Annotated in this window: 22 protein-coding genes and 2 tRNA genes; 14 read left to right on the forward strand and 10 right to left on the reverse strand. The window is 55.7% G+C overall.

Annotated elements, in window-relative coordinates; all coding sequences use genetic code 11:
- Positions 1-128: 128 nt before the first annotated feature.
- Positions 129-485, forward strand: coding sequence for a S24 family peptidase (locus RVM27_RS14220; protein ID WP_498956882.1), 357 nt, complete (start codon positions 129-131; stop codon positions 483-485).
- Between the two features lie 17 nt (positions 486-502).
- Here RVM27_RS14220 and tnpC read toward each other — a convergent pair whose 3' ends face one another.
- The gene (tnpC, locus tag RVM27_RS14225) at positions 503-1,951 is read right to left on the reverse strand and encodes an IS66 family transposase (protein ID WP_154487592.1); all 1,449 of its coding nucleotides are present in this window, start codon (positions 1,949-1,951) and stop codon (positions 503-505) included.
- A gap of 153 nt (positions 1,952-2,104) precedes the next feature.
- On the opposite strand from tnpC, the gene RVM27_RS14230 reads away from it, so the two are divergent.
- The 3 genes from RVM27_RS14230 to RVM27_RS14240 all read left to right on the forward strand — a co-directional run bounded on the left by RVM27_RS14230 (position 2,105) and on the right by RVM27_RS14240 (position 3,899).
- Positions 2,105-2,548, forward strand: coding sequence for a hypothetical protein (locus RVM27_RS14230; protein ID WP_498956883.1), 444 nt, complete (start codon positions 2,105-2,107; stop codon positions 2,546-2,548).
- Between the two features lie 65 nt (positions 2,549-2,613).
- Positions 2,614-3,456 carry a hypothetical protein gene (locus RVM27_RS14235; protein WP_498956884.1) on the forward strand — a complete coding sequence of 281 codons (843 nt, stop codon included), beginning with the start codon at positions 2,614-2,616 and terminating at the stop codon, positions 3,454-3,456.
- Positions 3,456-3,899, forward strand: coding sequence for a hypothetical protein (locus RVM27_RS14240; protein ID WP_498956885.1), 444 nt, complete (start codon positions 3,456-3,458; stop codon positions 3,897-3,899). The genes RVM27_RS14235 and RVM27_RS14240 overlap by 1 nt, the downstream gene beginning before the upstream one ends.
- Positions 3,900-3,961: 62 nt before the next feature.
- Here RVM27_RS14240 and RVM27_RS14245 read toward each other — a convergent pair whose 3' ends face one another.
- The 6 genes from RVM27_RS14245 to RVM27_RS14270 all read right to left on the reverse strand — a co-directional run bounded on the left by RVM27_RS14245 (position 3,962) and on the right by RVM27_RS14270 (position 7,461).
- Positions 3,962-4,096, reverse strand: a complete 135-nt coding sequence (locus RVM27_RS14245) for a DUF4113 domain-containing protein (RefSeq protein ID WP_498956886.1) — start codon at positions 4,094-4,096, stop codon at positions 3,962-3,964.
- Positions 4,097-4,118: 22 nt separating this feature from the next.
- The gene (locus RVM27_RS14250; protein ID WP_394424090.1) at positions 4,119-4,982 is read right to left on the reverse strand and encodes an NgoMIV family type II restriction endonuclease; all 864 of its coding nucleotides are present in this window, start codon (positions 4,980-4,982) and stop codon (positions 4,119-4,121) included.
- Positions 4,982-5,938, reverse strand: a complete 957-nt coding sequence (locus tag RVM27_RS14255; RefSeq protein WP_498956887.1) for a DNA cytosine methyltransferase — start codon at positions 5,936-5,938, stop codon at positions 4,982-4,984. The genes RVM27_RS14250 and RVM27_RS14255 overlap by 1 nt, the downstream gene beginning before the upstream one ends.
- A 409-nt stretch (positions 5,939-6,347) precedes the next feature.
- A complete protein-coding gene (locus RVM27_RS14260) occupies positions 6,348-6,767 on the reverse strand; it encodes a type II toxin-antitoxin system HicB family antitoxin (protein WP_016914543.1) in 420 nt (139 codons plus the stop codon).
- 37 nt (positions 6,768-6,804) lie between these two features.
- Positions 6,805-6,987, reverse strand: a complete 183-nt coding sequence (locus RVM27_RS14265) for a type II toxin-antitoxin system HicA family toxin (protein WP_081137457.1) — start codon at positions 6,985-6,987, stop codon at positions 6,805-6,807.
- A 117-nt stretch (positions 6,988-7,104) separates the two neighbouring features.
- Positions 7,105-7,461, reverse strand: coding sequence for a baseplate J/gp47 family protein (locus tag RVM27_RS14270; RefSeq protein WP_081195575.1), 357 nt, complete (start codon positions 7,459-7,461; stop codon positions 7,105-7,107).
- A gap of 135 nt (positions 7,462-7,596) precedes the next feature.
- Between RVM27_RS14270 and RVM27_RS14275 the strand changes: the two genes are divergently transcribed.
- From RVM27_RS14275 to RVM27_RS14285, 3 genes are all read left to right on the forward strand, one after another.
- On the forward strand, positions 7,597-7,800 hold the full coding sequence (locus RVM27_RS14275) for a type II toxin-antitoxin system RelE family toxin (protein ID WP_202801279.1): 204 nt from the start codon (positions 7,597-7,599) through the stop codon (positions 7,798-7,800).
- A gap of 38 nt (positions 7,801-7,838) precedes the next feature.
- On the forward strand, positions 7,839-8,201 hold the full coding sequence (locus tag RVM27_RS14280; protein ID WP_287807264.1) for a helix-turn-helix domain-containing protein: 363 nt from the start codon (positions 7,839-7,841) through the stop codon (positions 8,199-8,201).
- Between the two features lie 320 nt (positions 8,202-8,521).
- Complete coding sequence (locus tag RVM27_RS14285) at positions 8,522-9,097, forward strand: hypothetical protein (RefSeq protein WP_287807263.1); 576 nt, start codon at positions 8,522-8,524, stop codon at positions 9,095-9,097.
- 21 nt (positions 9,098-9,118) lie between these two features.
- On the opposite strand, the gene RVM27_RS14290 is transcribed toward RVM27_RS14285, so the two are convergent.
- A complete protein-coding gene (locus RVM27_RS14290) occupies positions 9,119-9,643 on the reverse strand; it encodes a helix-turn-helix domain-containing protein (protein WP_287807262.1) in 525 nt (174 codons plus the stop codon).
- Positions 9,644-9,930: 287 nt separating this feature from the next.
- Between RVM27_RS14290 and gltX the strand changes: the two genes are divergently transcribed.
- The 3 genes from gltX to RVM27_RS14305 all read left to right on the forward strand — a co-directional run bounded on the left by gltX (position 9,931) and on the right by RVM27_RS14305 (position 11,748).
- Positions 9,931-11,409, forward strand: a complete 1,479-nt coding sequence (gene gltX / locus RVM27_RS14295) for a glutamate--tRNA ligase (RefSeq protein WP_498956888.1) — start codon at positions 9,931-9,933, stop codon at positions 11,407-11,409.
- Between the two features lie 140 nt (positions 11,410-11,549).
- Positions 11,550-11,625, forward strand: a tRNA-Ala gene (locus RVM27_RS14300).
- 47 nt (positions 11,626-11,672) lie between these two features.
- A tRNA-Glu gene (locus RVM27_RS14305) sits at positions 11,673-11,748 on the forward strand.
- Positions 11,749-12,125: 377 nt separating this feature from the next.
- On the opposite strand, the gene RVM27_RS14310 is transcribed toward RVM27_RS14305, so the two are convergent.
- Positions 12,126-13,007: an NAD(P)-dependent oxidoreductase gene (locus tag RVM27_RS14310; protein ID WP_287807260.1), complete on the reverse strand. Its 882-nt coding sequence runs from the start codon at positions 13,005-13,007 to the stop codon at positions 12,126-12,128.
- Positions 13,008-13,120: 113 nt separating this feature from the next.
- Positions 13,121-14,407, reverse strand: a complete 1,287-nt coding sequence (gltA, locus tag RVM27_RS14315; RefSeq protein WP_287807259.1) for a citrate synthase — start codon at positions 14,405-14,407, stop codon at positions 13,121-13,123.
- A 486-nt stretch (positions 14,408-14,893) separates the two neighbouring features.
- Between gltA and sdhC the strand changes: the two genes are divergently transcribed.
- Genes sdhC through RVM27_RS14335 form a run of 4 tightly spaced genes read left to right on the forward strand, consistent with a single transcriptional unit; the run spans position 14,894 to position 18,126 of the window.
- Entirely contained in the window at positions 14,894-15,271 is a 378-nt protein-coding gene (gene sdhC / locus RVM27_RS14320) for a succinate dehydrogenase, cytochrome b556 subunit (protein ID WP_287807257.1), read from the forward strand.
- Positions 15,265-15,612 (forward strand): succinate dehydrogenase, hydrophobic membrane anchor protein, encoded by a 348-nt coding sequence (sdhD, locus tag RVM27_RS14325; RefSeq protein WP_016914532.1) that lies wholly within the window; start codon positions 15,265-15,267, stop codon positions 15,610-15,612. Before sdhC ends, sdhD begins: the two co-directional genes overlap by 7 nt.
- A gap of 3 nt (positions 15,613-15,615) precedes the next feature.
- On the forward strand, positions 15,616-17,388 hold the full coding sequence (sdhA, locus tag RVM27_RS14330; protein ID WP_100731171.1) for a succinate dehydrogenase flavoprotein subunit: 1,773 nt from the start codon (positions 15,616-15,618) through the stop codon (positions 17,386-17,388).
- 27 nt (positions 17,389-17,415) lie between these two features.
- Positions 17,416-18,126 (forward strand): succinate dehydrogenase iron-sulfur subunit, encoded by a 711-nt coding sequence (locus RVM27_RS14335; protein WP_016914530.1) that lies wholly within the window; start codon positions 17,416-17,418, stop codon positions 18,124-18,126.
- Positions 18,127-18,457 lie beyond the last annotated feature (331 nt).

The following is an 18,457-nucleotide window of genomic DNA, read 5'->3' on the forward strand; positions in this document are numbered from 1 at the left end:
GCCATCATGGGCTGCTGGCAGCCTCACGTGGCATAATTCAGCTTAGGGTTAATGGTGTTGTGAGGGTTCATGGGTTAGGCTCTAAATATCAAAAACGATGCATTTTAACCCGCAGCGCTCGTGTACTTGTGCCAGCTTGCGCTGAAGGAAGTGCTCGTCAACGTGTCAGCGCGCTGGCCGAGCAGGGGCTAGACCCTGCCCAGGTGGTGGGCATCAAAGTGCGTGGCGATTCGATGGACGGCACCCTGGCCGATGGTGATTGGGTGCTGGTGGATCGGAGTAACCGCGATCCGAAGCAGGAAGGGGTGTTCTTGCTGCTGGTGAGTGGTGAGCGCCGGATTAAACGGGTGCAGCGGTTAGCGGGCGGGGCACTGTACTTGATTAGCGATAACGACCATTACCAGCCGGAAATGATCAAGTCGCAGGATATGCACGATGTGGAGATTCTGGGGCGGTGTGTGGTTCGGATAGGACGGGTGGTGTAACTGTAAAACTATGGTAACTATTCAGCACCGGTTGGCTGAGTCGGGGCTTCTTGCTGCATGAAGGCTGGCACCTCCCCCGCAAACAGTTGCTCCAGTGCGGTATGCGCCGCTACCCCTTGCTTGACGGCGGTCGAGAGAAAGCTACGCATGCGGCAGAAGATCTCAGCACCCTCCCAGGAGCGGAAACAGCCCGAGATTTTCTGCTGGACCTTGGTCATTCGCAGATCGCGCTCCCCCTGGTTGTTGGTGAAGGGAGCGGCAGGGTCGTCGAGGAAGCGCAACACGTCGTCCTCGTACGCCTGGAGGCGTTCCAGGAGGTTGCGCGGCTTGGTGCGCTTGGCCCGGCCTCGCGTTCCAGGTGGCGGTTTCACCGGCGGGGGGCACTCGGCGTCCCCTTTCGCCAGGCAATCTCGATAGCGCTGCCGCCAGGCTCGGGTCTCATCGGCCGAGAGGCAGCCGTCGGCCACCTCCACGGCGCGATGCATCTCCAACAACAGGTCATGCAAGGCCTTGGCCCATGCCTGGCCATCGTTCTCCCAGGCCGCTGTCAGCTCCCGAAGGTGGTGCGCATTACAGAGCGCGTGCCGGCAATCCGGATAGCGGTAGTAGGGCTTCCAGTGATCATGCACCAGCACGCCACGCACGAAGGGCAATACGCCGATGGCGTCCATCGCTTCCTGGCCGCGCTTGGGGTGCGGGGCCAACCAGGTCAGGGCCTCGTTGGAGGCGCTGTGTAGCCAGTAGCGTTTGCCACCGACCTGCATTCCGGTTTCATCGGCATGGACGGTGGCTGCTTCACGTAGCGCCGGGATCACCCACTCGGCGAACGCCTCGGCCCGCTGGTAGGCCTCCTGGTTGAAGGCGAACAGGGTGCCGGTGCTCAGCGACAGGCCGCACTGCGAGGTGAGCAACTCGCGGATACGCGCATAGGGCAACAGCTGATACTGGGAGAGATAGACGACATGCGCCTTGAGGCGAGGGCCATACTGGATGGGGCGAGTCACGCCCTCGGGGAATGGCGCCACGTAGCGTTGCCCCTGATCATCTTCGAGGACCTCAGCCTGATATTCGGTGACCACGGCCTGGATTACGATGTCCTGCACTTGGCGCGTTTCGACGCCGACCGGGCGGTAAGAACGCCCCTTGGGGAGTTGCCGACGATCGACACGGAGCTTGACCACCTCGTCGGGGTCCGTCACCGGCGCCAACGTCTTACCCTCATGCCCTGGCTGTCCGCCGGGGCGCCGCTCGCCTTTGGCGCGCGAGCGGCGCTGGCGATTGGGATCCTGGGACGGTGGCTTGCTGCTGTTGCGGCTACTGGTGGCCAGGCGATCGGCCATGAGCTTGACCAGCAACATCAGCACATCGATGGCCGCACGCAGCGACGGAGAGACCGTCTGGTCTTCCTTGAGCTGCTGTCGGACCCGCTCCAGAGCCTCGTCGACGTTGATATCGCTGATGGTCATGTCACCGCATAGATATGCCGAAGGATTAGGCACACTATGCCAGAAAAATCAGCTGGTTGGCGATATCCCATCCGCAGCCACCTGAATAGTTACAAACTATGAAGCCATAAAGGCAGCTTCGAGACTGCTGAAAGATAAAACAGGGAGGTAGGGATGAGCGTTCTAGCCTTTGATTATGAAGATGCGAAAGGGAACGTTAGCACGCGTGAAGTCAGCCAATGGAGTGATGATGGTTGGCTGTTAACAGGCATCTGTTCAAGCGATAACCGCCGTAAAACGTTCAGGCGGGACCGTATTCAGGTGGTTCATGAAGGTGGCGAAAGCCTCAAGCCTATCTCCATGCCTCAGCGCCTTGTCGATCGTGCAATTACGGCCAGCAAAAAGCGGTCGGACTCACTGGAAATTCTCTTTACTGGGTTTGCAAAAGCGCGCAGGGCAGAGCTAGAAGCTGCTGCAGCTGAGTCAGGCATGCATGTTTGTAAAACCGTCACGGTGGGCCTTTCTTTTGTTTGTGGTGGACCGACGGCGGTGCCGACCAAGCTGCGGAATGCTCAGGCGAAAGGTGTCCCGGTATTGGATGAGGCTGATTTTTTTTGAAATTTTTAGAGACAGGTCTGCTTCCTGAATAATAATTTTATTTATTTTATATAAGAGTGCTCTGAATGAAGAAGTTTGGTCCAATAGTTAGGTTTCTTTATCCATGGTCAGGCTTGGCTGAGCGAGTTGGTTACATTATATCTATTTCTGTTGGTGTGGTTATCGGTATGGATGAGGATGCTGATTGGTTGAATCACAGACCAGTAGTTTTGAGGGCAATTGAATTTGTCAAAGATGATGCTTTCTATTTTTATTTAGCTTCTTTGGCCTTAATTGTATTTTCATTTTGTGTGAAGAGGTATGGCAAACCATGGGTTTGGGATAAATTAAAATTTATCCTTGACGAGTATCGCGGTAAGGCATTTTTTGTAAGTGAGTCTGATCCTCAAGATCATCATAGGATTACTCTGTTTCAGTATAAGCGCAACTGTGTTTTTAAAAAGCATTGGTCTTCAAGTTATATCTTTAGGCCTTGGGGGAATACTCCTCTAGTTTCTCATTACTTGGTTCCAGTATTGCGTTCTGGGCATTTGTCCCAAAAAACCTCCGCTATTTTTCATGTGCCAGATTCTGGCGATCATTCTGAAGGTGTGGCTGGTTGGGCATTTGCGGCAAGAAGCTCCGTTGTTATTCAAGAGTTGCCAGATGTTAATAAAAAACAAGCACCAAAATATATAAAAAATAATTATGCAGAGGCCACTAAGTGTCCACGCGAAATGATTGAACATTACATATCAAAAGATCGAATGTTGCCAAGGTCGATTGCAGCCATACCTGTGGATGTCCATGGAAAACCTTGGGGAGTCATAGTGTTAGACAGCCGCACCCCAAATGGCGTGCAGGAGCAATCTGTGCTAAATTATAGTCTAACAGTAGCTCTAATAGGCCAGCTGTTGGAGGAAGCATGATGAAAAATTTTGAAAAACAATGGCTTGAGATCGATCAAAACGAACTTTTCGAGCCAGAAATTAATAATACAAAAGGCATTACTGTAAAAGTCATGCTTTCGCCTTCAGATGTCCCTAGCGCAGTGAGATATTTTACTGACGAAAAACATGAAAAGCTGATCGTAGAGTTTAAATATCTCTCTTCTAAAGAAAAGACTGTGCTTAAAAGGACTTTACATGGCGCTGAGCTTCTTTTGGGAAAAAATAGTCGTAAAATTTACAAGGTTGCATTTGATACTAAAGATATAATTGACAACTTTAGTGGGGAAGTGAAAATAGAAATGATTATTAATGCCGAAAAGGCTGCCCAAGAATCTGTAGATAGTAATTTAAATGCTGCTAATAAAGATGTGATTAAAAAGATATTTAAGTCTAAGTATATGCAGAATCTAGGCATGGCTTGATTAGGTTCTTTTTAGTCTATCTTTTTCTAGCCGCTCCCTTATCCGTATACGTCCTCATCAACTCATCCCAATTCGTCGTAATAGCGCGGGCTTCGGTTCGCGCAGCGGAGGTGCCTGGGGGCGTTCTTTTCGGGTAGACCCAGGCGTACCGTGTCTTTTCCCATCTTCTCGTTCAGGGCGTCCACGGTGGCTATCATGGTCGGTCTGGTTGAGCCTATTTCAAATTGCCAAATCGAGCGGCAGATCGCTGATGTCTTTTAACCGCTTGCCATCCACCATCACGGCTAGCAGGTCGGCAGCGTCATCCATACCCAGCGTCGATAACGTCTCTTGAAGTTCATAAAGTGCAAAGTGATAAACGCAGTCGATATCGCCAGTGCCCAGCGCAATGGAGGCAAGCCGACTTGGGGTAGGTTCTGCAGTTACCACCACCACATGTGGCAGCCTGCCTTTACGGTTGCGTATCAGGTTCAGCGCTTCCGAACGGGCATTTTGGGCTCTATCGCTGCGAATCGTCCACTTACAGGAAATGCTCGCATGTAGCAGTGGCAAGCCGCCGTTTTGCTTGCGAAGGCTGGATAGCGTGGTGACCTCACCATCAACCAGCTGACTATGTCGGTTGATGGCTTCATCGTCTTCGGCTTCACGGACCACGACGATATCTGGGGTGATGGTGTAGTCGCTACCCAGCGCCGCGGCGAGTTCGCTATCGGCCTTTGCGGCTTTATCCAGCGCGACTAAGTGAGCGTATTGTTCGTAGCGGGCAATCTCCAGCCGGTTACGGCCGCCGACCTGGTGAATATCCCAGGTGCCTGGCCGAAGGTGTTGGAGCTTAAGGAAAGCTTCTTCGACAAAGTGAGCGCAGATGGTTTCGAACTGGTTGCCAGAGGTCTGGCCTGCAATGCGCTCGCCAATGGTTTCTGCTTTTAAAAGGTCGGCGATGCCTTTAGCGATAGCTTTGCTGGTGCGGTTACTGCCATCGGCGTTGCTGACCACGCCTTTCTCGTTAGTGGTCAGTGTCGCTTTCAGCAATTCGGCATGAAAGGCTTTCCGTAGCTGTCCAAATTCTGCCGATGTTCCCATTACGCCACCTTGTAAATACGTTTAGCCGATAGTGCGTGAAAGATCTGTGAGGCGACGGCTGCCGCGACGGGGGGAGGGAAAGCATTACCAATTTGACGATATGCCGCCGTTTTCTTGCCGAAAATTTCCCAGTCATCGGGAAAGCCTTGAATTCTGGCCGTCATTTTGGGGGTGAGCTTTGGCATACCCTCAAAGTCCTTCTCCGGAGGCTCGTTCGCCAGGACGTGACCATTTACGCCCAAAGCAGCCCATGCTTTCTTCGCTCGGGTAGGGCCTAAATCAGGGCCGCCGTGTTTCTTGGATCCGCCTACCAGGGTGGGCGCAATGGTGTTGGCTTGTTTCGCCCACTCTTCGGCACCTTCCCATCCACCTTCTTTCATAAGGTCGAGCAGTAGCTCGCCAACCGTCGGCGGCGCGACTTTCAGGGGTTCGGGCCACGAGAAGTGCTCTGACAGCTCTTTGCGGATGCCTACACAGACGACCCTAGGGCGTAACTGAGAAACGCCAAAATCCGATGCATTTAGAAGTCGCCAACCGGTTTCATAACCGAGTGCGTTGAGCTGATGTTCTACTTTTTGGCGGTAGCCATCAAAGCGTGCATCCATAAGCCCACGCACATTTTCAAGCATGACGGCTTTAGGACGGCATTCATCCACTAGGCGGATTGCTTCGGGGAAAAGATCCCTCTCGTCTGCTTCACCAAGCTGCTGGCCGGCCTTGGAAAAAGGCGGGCAGGGAACGCCGCCTGCGAGCAAATCGACGCCGAAGTAGGGAAGCCCATTGAACAGCCGTAAGTCTTCTTCCTTGACGTTCCATTGCGGGCGATTCAGCCGCAGCGTGGCACAGGCGGGTGGCTCGATTTCCACGAGTGCTTCATGGCCAAATCCCGCCAGCTCTATGCCCAGCGCTTGCCCACCCGCGCCTGCACACATTTCAAGGGAAGTGAAACGACCCATAATATCCTCACTAATAAAACGATCGAGCAGCGATGGCGAAAGCCATGCGCTACTCGATTTTGATCAACAGTGTATCACGTTGGTGGTGTAATTCAGGCCTACCGCTGGTGAGCCGGAGTAGCTGATCAGCCTCAAGAACGCATTTCAAATGCATGGCTGTATATACAGTATTAGGTTCTTGGTAAACGACAGTCAAATTTTAAGATCCGTTGCTAAATATAGAGCCAGCACACTGGGCGGTGTAGACAATTTCTTACACACGAATCAGCGATGGCTTACAGCCGCCCGCATGATTTTTTGAGAAGATAAATCAGTCGCTTGGAAGCACGTGGGACGGACTCCGCCTCGCCAGAAGGATGCGGCACCGATACCCCCGGCCATGGAATGGCTGGGGGTTTTTGTTTGGGGCTTAGCTGGCTTGTTTGTTCCTGGCCAGTTCGGCCATGGCGACGCGGGAGAGAAAGCCGGAGCGGGTTTTGTCGCCGGGGTGGCGGGCGACGAAGTCGTCGATCTGTTTGACCAGGAGGTCGGGCAGGGTGACGTTGATCTTGTGGCTTTTGCCCAGGTACGGGGTGACGTCGATATCGACGACGGCCCAGATCCAGCCGGTGAAGTCGGGATTGTCCATGTGGTGTTCGATGGACGTGGCTTCGGGGATGGGATCGCCGTACTCGACCGCGACTTCCAGCCAGCCATCGATGGCTTCTTTGGCGTTGGCCAGGGCCTCTTCGAAGGTGTCGCCTGCGGAGTGGCAGCCGGGCAGGTCGGGCACGACGACGCCATAGGCGTGTTGTTCGTCGCCGCGTTCAATGGCAATGGGAAATAACATGGCTCACCTCTATCAGTGGGGGCAGCAGTGGCCAGCCTCATTCGAGGCCAGCGCTTTTCCTGATTCCTTTGACCAATCCCGTTTTCAGATCCTTTTTCGGATGTGGCACGGTGATGGTGCCGGGTTTGGTCGGGTGCCTGAAGTGGTGGTGGCTGCCTTTGACTCTGAGTAATGTCCATCCATCCGCTTCCAGTTCCTTGATCAGTACTCTGCTGTTCACCTCCTGCCCCTTTGTCGTTGAACATGGGGTTACTATAACCCTGCAATGTGAGCCTGTCAAAATTTATAACCCCAATAACCCTGTTTGCTGTTCAGAGAGCCAATGGTTTGTGTACCTCTACCGCCTCTCCATACGAATGCTGCAGGTATACCCCTGCTCCGTGAAATTGTGCGTGACCTCGCTTATCAGCCAGGCCGTGGCATCAATCTGGGGCTTGAAGCCTGCGAGCGTGAGCGGTGTTTCGGGCAGTAGGTCGGGGCCGATGCGCAGGGCCAGCATCGCCGTGATGCTGAACGGCAGCAGGGTGGCGGCTTGCACGGTGAGGCGATCCGTCAGCGGGCGGCGTTCATCGACGCGCTTGCGAACGGCGTCCAGCAACGCTTTGCTGGGTTGGCCATCGGCTTCGCGGAAGAGAATGGTAAGCACGACCTCCACGGATTCCGGGCTGGCCACCGAGCGTGGGGTTAGTGACACCGAATAGGCTGGCGGGAATGATGGATGTTTTTTAGCTAAAAGCTAAAATTTTTTGCTTCTAATTCGCTGTTAGCTATAATGGTGGTAATGAAAACGATCACTTACCGTAAAAGCGCGTTGAAGGTGTTGCAGCGAATGCCGCGACCTGAGTCGAAGCGCATACAAGGCAAAATCAAGGCCTATGCGGAAGACCCGGAAAGCCAGCGCAACAATGTGAAGGCCTTGAAGGGGAGCGATTATATTCGGCTGCGGGTAGGCGACTGGCGGGTGATCATCGACGAGCATGGCGATGTACTCGACATCATTAACATCGGTGCCCGTGGCGGCGTTTATCAATAAAGTGCCCATAACGCACCAGACAATTTACAGGAGGCTGCATGAGCATACCTCAAATTATTCAAACGCCCACGGGCGAGCGGTTAGTGGTTCTGCCTGAGCAGGAGTACCATGCGTTGCTTGCGCGGCTGGAAGACCAGGACGATATTGACGCTGCCAACGCGGTGGTGGCGCGTGGTGAAGAGTCATTTCCTGTGGCGGTTGTGGATGCGCTGCTGGATGGCGTGGCACCCGTGAAGGTGTACCGCGAATACCGTGGACTACGTGCAGGTGAGCTGGCGGCAAAAGCAGGGATCAGCCAAGGGTACCTTTCCGAAATAGAGTCAGGGAAAAAAAGCGGCTCGTTGAGTGTGCTGACCCGTATTGCGACTGCTTTAGAGGTTGAACTGAGCGACCTTACCTAGCCATCCCTCTTTCCCTACGATAGATGAGCCGCACCCGCTGGGCGTACTCGACGCGGGGGTGGTCGCGGGTGACGCGATCTTTCAGGCCGCGCTGGTGGGTGGTGGCTTCTGGCGGCGACGCGCGCGAAGGCGTTCGATGGGGTGGCTTTTGCAAAGGGAAGAGGTGTTGACGATATCCATAACCCCAACAATTCCGCGTGTCCTTCAAAGCGCTTCTCAAGCCTGGTCTGATAGTGGGTAAATGCTTGCATCACTTTGCGTTTTTTGTGGTCAAAGGCGGTATGGTAGGTATCCGTCAATAACAAGGGGAAGACGTGGTGATGGGGAAAGCGCTAGGTTACGCAGGAGCCGCTCTGCTGGGTGCGTTGATGTTGCAGGGTTGCAGTGGTCCCGAAGAGGAGGCGCCGGCAGAGACGGTTCAGGTGGAAGAGACCGCCGCGGCCGAGCCAGTAGCGGAAGTCGAGCCTATCGAGCCGCTGGAGGTGGAATTGTCGACCTCTGCTCAACTACTCTCTGACCGCCGATTGATGATTGCGGGCCAGACCAACTTGCCGGACGGAGCCCAGGTACAGGTCGTGGTCGAGCGTGAGCTGAGCCGCGTGCGCTGGCAGGCACGTACTCAAGTCAGGGAAGGGCAGTTCGAAGTCGGGCCGCTGGGTACGGGAAGTGGGTTGCCGGATGGCGGTTACGTGGTGCGAGTACAGCTTTCCGAAGCCGCTGTTCAGCCAGCCAGCGTGCGGGCACGCATTGGTGATCTGGGTGAGCATTTGGCGGGAGAGCTGGTCAGCCAGTCCCGCCATGGGTTGGGTCAGGTGGCCACCTACTCGCGGCGTCTCTTGATAGGCAGTGAACCAAGACGAACGCGCGACCAGGTGGACGTGTTTGAGGACAATTAGGGACGGGGAGGTAAAGATGCTTTAGGCAGCACACCAGTGGGCAAGCAGAACGGCATGGATCGATGTGCTATTGGGCGCTTTTGTATAGTGCTCAATGGCGTATTGATCATCCCGTTGTACCAGGTAATGCCCAGCCTTGTGAAACACGTGTGTCGGGCCGAGGAGCAGCAGGTCTCCCGCCGACGCTGGTGAAAAATCTGCTTCCTTGGCAGGGGTCACCATCACGCAAGGTGCTTTCCAGTCGATCTTCAACGGCAGGTGATGCGGCACGGTGATAGCAGTGGCCTGAACCTGTTCCCAGGGGAGGGGACCAGTATGGTTCAGGGTGAGCAGTTGCGGCGCGCTGTCTCCTTCCAATAGGGTAGCAAGCGAGCAATCCAGTGCGTCCGCGAGCGCCACCAGGCGTTCATGGCCGATCTGTTTGATTGCCCCAGATTCCCAATAAGAAATGGTGACATCCGACACGCCAACTTTACGTGCTAGGGCAGCTTTGTTGAGCTTGGCCCTAAGCCTCAGTTGCTTGATACGTGAGCCTAGCGATTCCATTTCATCTTCCTATCGATGAGCTAAATCAGCTCGTTAAGTGTACTTCCACCTATTCGGTGGCGCTCAGAACACGCTGTAAACGATGAGAGTCGTTCGCATGCATGAACACGAATCATGGGTACTTCACCATACTAAGCGATTGTGCTTTAACGCGCATCTTCCACACCGTGAACATTGAGCTTGGGTTATGACGCTTTTAAGGCAAACTCGTTCCCCTGCGGGTGCTGTTGGATATAGCTGGGGCGCGTATAATGTGGCGATGCATTTACCGCCACAAGGATAGATTGATGACCGTACGTACTCGTATTGCTCCTTCCCCCACTGGGGACCCGCACGTAGGCACGGCCTACATTGCGCTGTTCAACCTCTGCTTTGCCCGTCAGCACGGTGGTCAGTTCATCTTGCGCATTGAAGATACCGATCGGGTGCGTTCTACCCCTGAATCAGAACAGATGATTCTCGACTCGTTACGGTGGCTGGGGCTCGAATGGGACGAAGGCCCTGATGTAGGCGGCCCGCATGGCCCTTACCGTCAAAGCGAGCGCGGCGAGATCTACGCCCAGTATGCGCAGCAGCTTTTGGATGCAGGCCATGCCTTCAAGTGTTACCGCACCAGCGAAGAGCTTGATGAGCTGCGTGAATCCCGCAAGGAGGCAGGCCTGCATCTGGCCCTGAAGCCTGCAGACCTGGCGCTGGATGCCGCCGAGCAGGCGCGTCGTGAGCAGGAAGGCTGGCCGTATGTCATCCGCATGAACGTGCCCAGTGAAGGCGTCTGCGTGGTCAGTGACATGCTGCGTGGCACAATAGAAGTGGACTGGACGCAGGTGGATGCACAAATCCTGATGAAGTCCGATGATATGCCCACCTATCACCTGGCCAACGTGGTCGATGACCATTTGATGGGCATCACCCACGTGCTGCGTGGCGAAGAGTGGATCAACTCGGCACCCAAGCACCAGCTGCTCTACGACTACTTCGGTTGGGAAATGCCCCAGCTCTGCCACATGCCGCTGCTGCGCAACCCGGACAAGTCGAAGCTCTCCAAGCGCAAGAACCCGACCTCGATCAACTATTATCGTCGCATGGGTTTCCTGCCCCAGGCCGTCACCAACTATCTGGGTCGGATGGGGTGGTCGATGCCGGATGAGCGCGAAAAGTTCAGCCTGAGCGAAATGATGGCTGAGTTCGACATTCAGCGGGTATCGCTGGGTGGGCCGGTATTCGATCTGGAGAAGCTGACCTGGCTGAACGGCGTTTATATTCGTGAAGACCTGGATGACGATGCGTTGCTGCTGGCGCTGCGCGAGTGGGCGTTCAACGATGCCTATGTCAAACAGATCCTGCCCCAGGTTCGCCCGCGGGTAGAGACGCTCTCGCAGGTGGTTCCGCTGGCGGGGCATTTCTTCTCTGGGCTGCCCTCGTTGGAAAAGCAGGATTTCGATGCTATCAAGCTGGAAGACGAAGAGCTGGTGAAGCTGCTGCAATTCCTGGTATGGCGCTTCGAAGCCGTCAATGCCTGGCACAAGGAAGCGCTGCTGACGGAAGTCAAACACCTGGCGGAACACTTCGAGCTCAAGATGAAGGCGTTTCTGGCGCCGGTGTTCATTGCCATTACGGGCAGTGCTTCCAGCACGTCCGTCATGGACGCCATGGCGATTCTCGGGTCGGACGTGACGCGGGCTCGCTTGCGCCACGCTATCGAGGTATTGGGTGGCGTATCGAAAAAGCAGGCGAAACGCTTCGAAAAAGAGTTCCGCGACCTGTAAACACTCGACCTGTACAGAGGGGCAGGGAGGGGCAGGGAGCGTCAGATGAGCGGCAAGCGAGATATTTGACGCTTCTTGCGAAAACAGGGTTGACGAAGGCGAGCGTAATCAGTAATATACGCTCCGTCTTCACGACATGTGGGGCCTTAGCTCAGCTGGGAGAGCGCAACACTGGCAGTGTTGAGGTCAGCGGTTCGATCCCGCTAGGCTCCACCATCATTAGCCCATGCTAACGATGTACCATGATGTAAAAAGGTAGATACGTCCCATTCGTCTAGTGGTCTAGGACACCGCCCTTTCACGGCGGGAACAGGGGTTCGAACCCCCTATGGGACGCCACCTTCTTCTGGTTTTTGTATTTCCCCCTTTTTTAAAAGTCTCGATAGCAACCCAATGTCGCGTTGCTTTTTCGGCTGCTTCCTGTTTGGCGTTTTAGCCAATTTATCGCTTTTTTTGTCAATATTGTGCTTGACTTGTCCACTTTTGCTCGTCTGGGTAAAGGGTTGTGCACAGCCTCGTGAATATGACATAAAAAATCAGCGTCTTAGCTTAATCTCTTTTAAATCAACGACTTATGAGAGGTTAAAAAATGACCAATTTAAGACTGGGTCACTGTTCATGGCGATTACGGGACGTTTTGTAGTGGTTGTGAACAGGGTTATCCACAGATAGTGTGGAAAACCCTGATCCGGCTGTCAGTGTCAAAATGTCAAGCGCTATTCGCCTTTGCGGAGACGCTTCAACAGCGAAGAGGTGTCCCATCGGCCACCCTGCATACGCTGGACGTCGGCATAGAACTGATCCACCAGTGCGGTGACGGGTAGCGTGGCGTCCAGTCTGCGCGCTTGCTCCAGGCAGATGCCCAGATCCTTGCGCATCCAGTCGACGGCAAAGCCGTGCTGATACTCATCGGCGATCATGGTCTTGTGGCGGTTTTCCATCTGCCAGGATCCTGCGGCACCTTTCGAAATCACCTCGATCACTTGATGCTGATCCAGTCCTGCCTGTTCGGCAAAGTGCAGCCCCTCTGCCAACCCTTGTACCAGGCCGGCGATGCAGATCTGGTTGACCATTTTGGTGAGCTGGCCGCTGCTGGCGGGGCCCATGAGCGTGACAGCGCGAGCATAGTGGTCAAGCACGGGGGCAACGGCATCGAAAGGGGTCTGTTCGCCGCCGCACATGATGGTCAGCGCGCCGTTTTCTGCGCCCTGCTGGCCGCCGGATACCGGGGCATCGATAAAGTGAATGCTCTTCTGGCGACAGGCGGCATCCAGCTCCAGTGCCAGGTCGGCTGAGGCCGTGGTGTGGTCCACCAGATAGCTGCCTGGGGCCATGGACTGCAGTACGCCGTGTTCGCCGGTGGTGACCTGACGCACGTCGTCGTCATTGCCCACGCACACCAGCACCAGATCGGCGCCCTGGGCCGCCTCGGCGGGCGTGGCGTGGGCCGTGCCGCCGAACTGATCGGCCCATGCCTGGGCTTTGGCGGCCGTGCGGTTATAAACGCGGGTGGTCAGGCCCTGCTTGGCCAGGTGTCCTGCCATGGGATAGCCCATGACGCCCAGGCCGATAAAGGCAACGGTAGTGATAGAAGGCATAAAGCACCTTTGTTGTTGATGGGGGAGTGGTGTCATGAAGGGGTAGGCTGCACGCAAAAGGCCACCCGTGGGTGGCCTTTGTGTCGTTCAGTCATCGCCGTACAAGCCGCCGATTACTTCTTGGGGTAGTCACGCTGGTCATGACCAATGTAAAGCTGGCGCGGACGACCGATCTTGTAGTTTTCGCTGAGCATTTCGTGCCAATGGGAGATCCAGCCAATGGTACGGGATACCGCGAAAATCACGGTAAACATGTTGGTCGGAATGCCCATGGCCTTGAGGATGATGCCGGAGTAGAAGTCGACGTTCGGGTACAGTTTGCGCTCGATGAAGTATTCGTCTTCGAGGGCGATCTGCTCCAGGCGCTTGGCGATCTTCAGCTGCGGGTCATCTGCCAGGCCCAGCTCGGCCAGTACTTCGTCGCAGGTCTCTTTCATGACCTTGGCGCGCGGGTCGAAGTTGCGGTAAACGCGATGGCCGAAGCCCATCAGCTTGAACGGGTCGTTCTTGTCTTTTGCCTTGTCCACGAAGCGCTGAATGTTCTCTTCGGAATCGTCGCCGATTTCGTCGAGCATGTTCAGCACGGCTTCGTTGGCGCCGCCGTGTGCCGGGCCCCAGAGTGCCGCAATGCCCGCACTGATACAGGCAAACGGGTTGGCGCCGGTAGAGCCTGCCAGGCGTACGGTGGAGGTGGAGGCGTTCTGCTCATGGTCGGCATGCAGCATGAAGATGCGGTCCATGGCTTTGGCGTACACCGGGTTGATCTTGTACTCCTCGCAAGGGTTGCTGAACATCATGTAGAGGAAGTTCTCTGCATAGCTCAGGTCGTTGCGCGGGTAGTTGAAGGGTTGGCCAACGTTGTACTTGTGCGACATGGCGGCCAGGGTGGGCATTTTGGCAATCAGGCGGATCGCGCTGATGACGCGGTCTTCTTCCTGAGTGATGTCCATGTGGTCATGGTAGAACGCTGCCAGACCACCGACCACGCCACACAGGATCGACATCGGGTGTGCGTCGCGACGGAAGCCCTTGAAGAAGTTGTTGATCTGGTCATGCACCATGGTGTGATTGCGAATGCGCGATTCGAAATCGGTGTACTGCTCTTTTGTGGGCAGTTCACCAAACAGCAGGGTGTAGCACACTTCGACGAAGTTGGATTCTTTTGCCAGTTGGTCGATGGGGTAGCCGCGGTGCAGCAGTACGCCCTTGCCGCCATCGATGTAGGTGATTGCGGACTGGCAGGAAGAGGTGGCCATGAAGCCGGGGTCGTAGGTAAACAGGCCTTCGGCGCCCAGGCCGCGCACGTCGATGACGTCGGGGCCAAGTGTGCCGGAATACATGGGTAGTTCGATCGTCTTGTCGAGACCGTCTACCGTCAATGTCGCTTTCCTGTCAGCCATGATGGCCTCCTTTCGAGTTCGGTTTGGGACGTAAAGTCGTTGTTTCGCATGCCGCGCCGGCGAAAAGGCTTGCCCACTATAGAAGTGTGCGACATTTTGTCAATTAGCCTAAATGCTAGACATGCTTATACAGGATGTGTTGTTTTGGATAATAATTGTATATGATTGGTCGGGGTCTATAGTACCGAAGTGACAGAGGATTGACGATACGTTAACAGGCTTATCAAACCGTCCATCTAATGTCACTATAACCATGCTGCATCGCAAAATCGACTCAGACCATTGGCTATTTTCTTGCACCATGGTCGAGTTAAGTCTGAGATCGGTTTGTCAGCAGGGGCTAAGGTTCTTATAATCCACGGCGCGCGACCGGCAGGTAGGTGGTCGTGCCCGACTTGGCAACGGCCGAGCCCCTTCCAGCAACCACCGCCCGCTCGGGTTATGCCCGACCGTCGCTGAGCGGGCCAAGAGAGTGTGTATAACGCCGTGAATAGCAAACGACCCGTAAACCTAGACCTGACTACGATACATTTCCCACTGCCAGCGCTGACGTCGATTACGCACCGTATCACCGGCGTGATCCTGTTCGTCGGCCTGATTTTCGCTTTCTGGGCGCTGGGCAAATCCCTGTCATCTCCGGCTGGCTTTGACGCTGTCAGCAACGCCCTGGCGAACAACGTCCTCGCCAAGTTCGTTGCCTGGGGGCTGCTGTCTGCCCTGGCATTCCACTTCGTGGCAGGCATCAAGCACCTGCTCATGGATGCCAACATTGGCGTGACCCTGGAGGGTGGCGTGAAAAAAGCACAGGCTACGGTCGTAGTCAGTGTGGTTCTGATTATTCTGGCAGGAGTTTGGGTATGGTAACCAACATCACGAGTTTTGGCCGTAGCGGTCTGTCCGATTGGTTGATGCAGCGAGTATCTGCGGTCATCCTGGCCCTTTACACGGTTTTCATCGTCGCCTACCTGCTGTTTAACCCGAACCTGGATTACTACACCTGGAGCGGGCTGTTCGAGCAAACCTGGATGCGTATTTTCTCGCTGCTGGCCTTCATTTCCATTGCAGCGCACGCCTGGATCGGTTTGTGGACAGTCACTACCGATTACCTCAAGTCCACTCGCCTGCGCGTGGGTGCCCAGACGCTGATCATTCTGGCCATCTTCGTATACCTGGTGTGGGGCATCCAAATCCTGTGGGGAGCTTGATCTATGTCTAACCTTCGTAGCCTGACGTTTGACGCCATCATTGTGGGTGGCGGTGGCTCTGGCCTGCGTGCCGCTCTTGAACTGGCCAAGTCCGGTAAAAAGACAGCGGTACTGTCCAAAGTGTTCCCGACACGCTCCCACACGGTTTCTGCTCAGGGCGGTATCACCTGTGCGATTGCCTCTGCCGACCCGAACGACGACTGGCGCTGGCACATGTATGACACCGTCAAGGGCGGCGACTATATCGCTGACCAGGACGCTGCCGAGTACATGTGTTCAGAAGGCCCCAAGGCCGTCTTCGAACTCGAGCACATGGGCCTGCCGTTCTCGCGTTTCGACAATGGCCGCATCTATCAGCGTCCGTTCGGTGGTCAGTCCAAGAACTTTGGTGAAGGTGGTCAGGCCGCACGTACCTGCGCCGCCGCCGACCGTACCGGTCACGCGCTGCTGCACACCCTGTACCAGAACAACCTGAAGAACAACACCACGTTCCTGAACGAGTGGTACGCGGTGGATCTGGTCAAGAACGCCAACGGTGACGTGGTGGGCTGTATCGCCATGTGTATCGAAACCGGCGAAGTGGTGCACGTCAAGTCGAAAGCCACCGTGCTGGCGACCGGCGGTGCCGGACGCATCTACGCGTCGACCACCAACGCCCTGATCAACACGGGTGACGGCATCGGCATGGCGCTGCGCGCTGGTTTCCCGATGCAGGACATGGAAATGTGGCAGTTCCACCCGACCGGTATCTACGGTGCGGGCACACTGGTCACCGAAGGTTGCCGTGGTGAAGGTGGCTACCTGGTCAACAAGGATGGCGAGCGTTTCATGGAGCGCTATGCGCCCAACGCCAAAGACCTGGCGGGCCGTGATGTCGTGGCGCGTTCCATGGTCATGGAAATCCTCGAAGGCCGCGGCTGTGGCGAGAAGGGCGACCACGTGTTCCTGAAGCTGGATCACCTGGGCGAAGAAGTACTTGGCAAGCGTCTGCCCGGCATCGTCGAGCTCTCCAAGACCTTCGCTCACGTCGACCCGGCCAAGGACCCGATTCCGGTCGTACCGACCTGCCACTACATGATGGGCGGTATCCCGACCAACATTCATGGTCAGGCGATCACCCAGGACGAGAGCGGCAACGACAAGATCGTCAACGGTCTGTTCGCGTGTGGCGAAGCTGCCTGTGTATCGGTACACGGTGCTAACCGCTTGGGCGGTAACTCGCTGCTGGATCTGGTGGTCTTCGGTCGCGCTGCGGGTATGTTCATCGAAGGCGCGCTGAACGAAGGTATCGAGTATCTGGACGCTTCCGAGTCAGACATCGAATTCGCCATGAAGCGCATCACTCGCTGGAACGAATCTGAAGGCGGTGAAAGCATTCCTGAGCTCAAGGCCGAACTGCAAAGCATCATGCAGAACTCTTTCGGTGTATTCCGTGAAGAGAAAAACATGCAGGAAGGTGTCAAACAGCTGGCGGAACTGCGTGGCCGCATCGACAATGCGCACCTGCCGGACAAGTCCAACGCCTTCAACACTGCCCGTGTCGAAGCGCTGGAGCTGGACAACCTGATGGAAGTGGCAGAAGCAACGGCGATTGCTGCCCTTGAGCGTAAAGAGAGCCGTGGTGCCCACTCGCGCTACGACTACCCCGACCGTGATGATGTCAACTGGCTGAAACACTCGCTCTACTTCCCGGCCAGCAAAGAGCTGAAGAAGCGCGACGTCAACTTCAAGCCGAAAACAGTCGATACGTTCGAGCCGAAGGTTCGCACCTACTAATCTCCGCACCGACGAGAGGGAGACACCATGTCAAATCTTCAGGTATCCGTGTATCGCTACAACCCGGAAACCGACTCCGCGCCCTACATGCAGGAGTTCCAGGTCGATACCAAAGGTCGCGATCTGATGGTGCTGGATGTGCTGCACCTGATGAAAGAGCAGGACAGTGGCCTGGCCTATCGCCGCAGCTGCCGTGAAGGCGTGTGCGGTTCCGATGGCATGAACATGAACGGCAAGAACGGCTTGGCGTGCATCACGCCGCTGTCGGACGTCGTGAAAAACAACAAGCTGACTCTGCGTCCGTTGCCTGGCCTGCCGGTCATCCGTGACATGGTCGTGGACATGGGCTTGTTCTACAAGCAGTACGAGCGCATCCAGCCGTATCTGCAAAACGACACGCCAGCGCCCGCCATCGAGCGTCTGCAGTCGCCAGAAGAGCGCGACAAGCTGGATGGCCTGTACGAGTGTATCCTGTGTGCGTGCTGCTCGACTTCATGCCCGTCGTTCTGGTGGAACCCGGACAAGTTCGTGGGTCCGGCGGGTCTGCTGCAGTCATACCGCTTCCTGGCCGACAGTCGCGATACCGCCACGCGTGAGCGTCTGACCAGCCTGGAAGACCCGTTCTCGGTGTTCCGTTGCCGTGGCATCATGAACTGCGTGGCGGTATGCCCGAAAGGTCTGAATCCGACCCGTGCAATTGGTAAAATTCGTGAAATGTTGCTCGCAGATGCGACGTAACTCATTCATCCTGTGAAAAAAAGCGACTACCACGTAAGTTGCATCACAAAGCTACTTAAATCGTGGCGCTTCGCTTGTTATCATAGGGGCTGTCATGGTGCGGCGACGCGCCGCACCATGGATCAGCCAAGTTTAAAAGCCGGTGCGACGAGTACCGGCTTTTGAGCATGAACTGGTAATGAAACGCGTCATCATACGTGTATGAACAAGGGCTACCGGCCTCAGGTCGGCGCCGCCGGCAAACGTCCCGCCCCGCCGGCAGGGCAATAGCGATGTCGTTGCACGCATGCAGCGATGCCGATACCACCCCATCAGTGCAGGGTGACCGAGA

It is taken from the genome of Halomonas sp. KM007, assembly GCF_050709225.1.
In the GTDB taxonomy this organism is placed as follows: Bacteria; Pseudomonadota; Gammaproteobacteria; order Pseudomonadales; family Halomonadaceae; genus Vreelandella; species Vreelandella hamiltonii.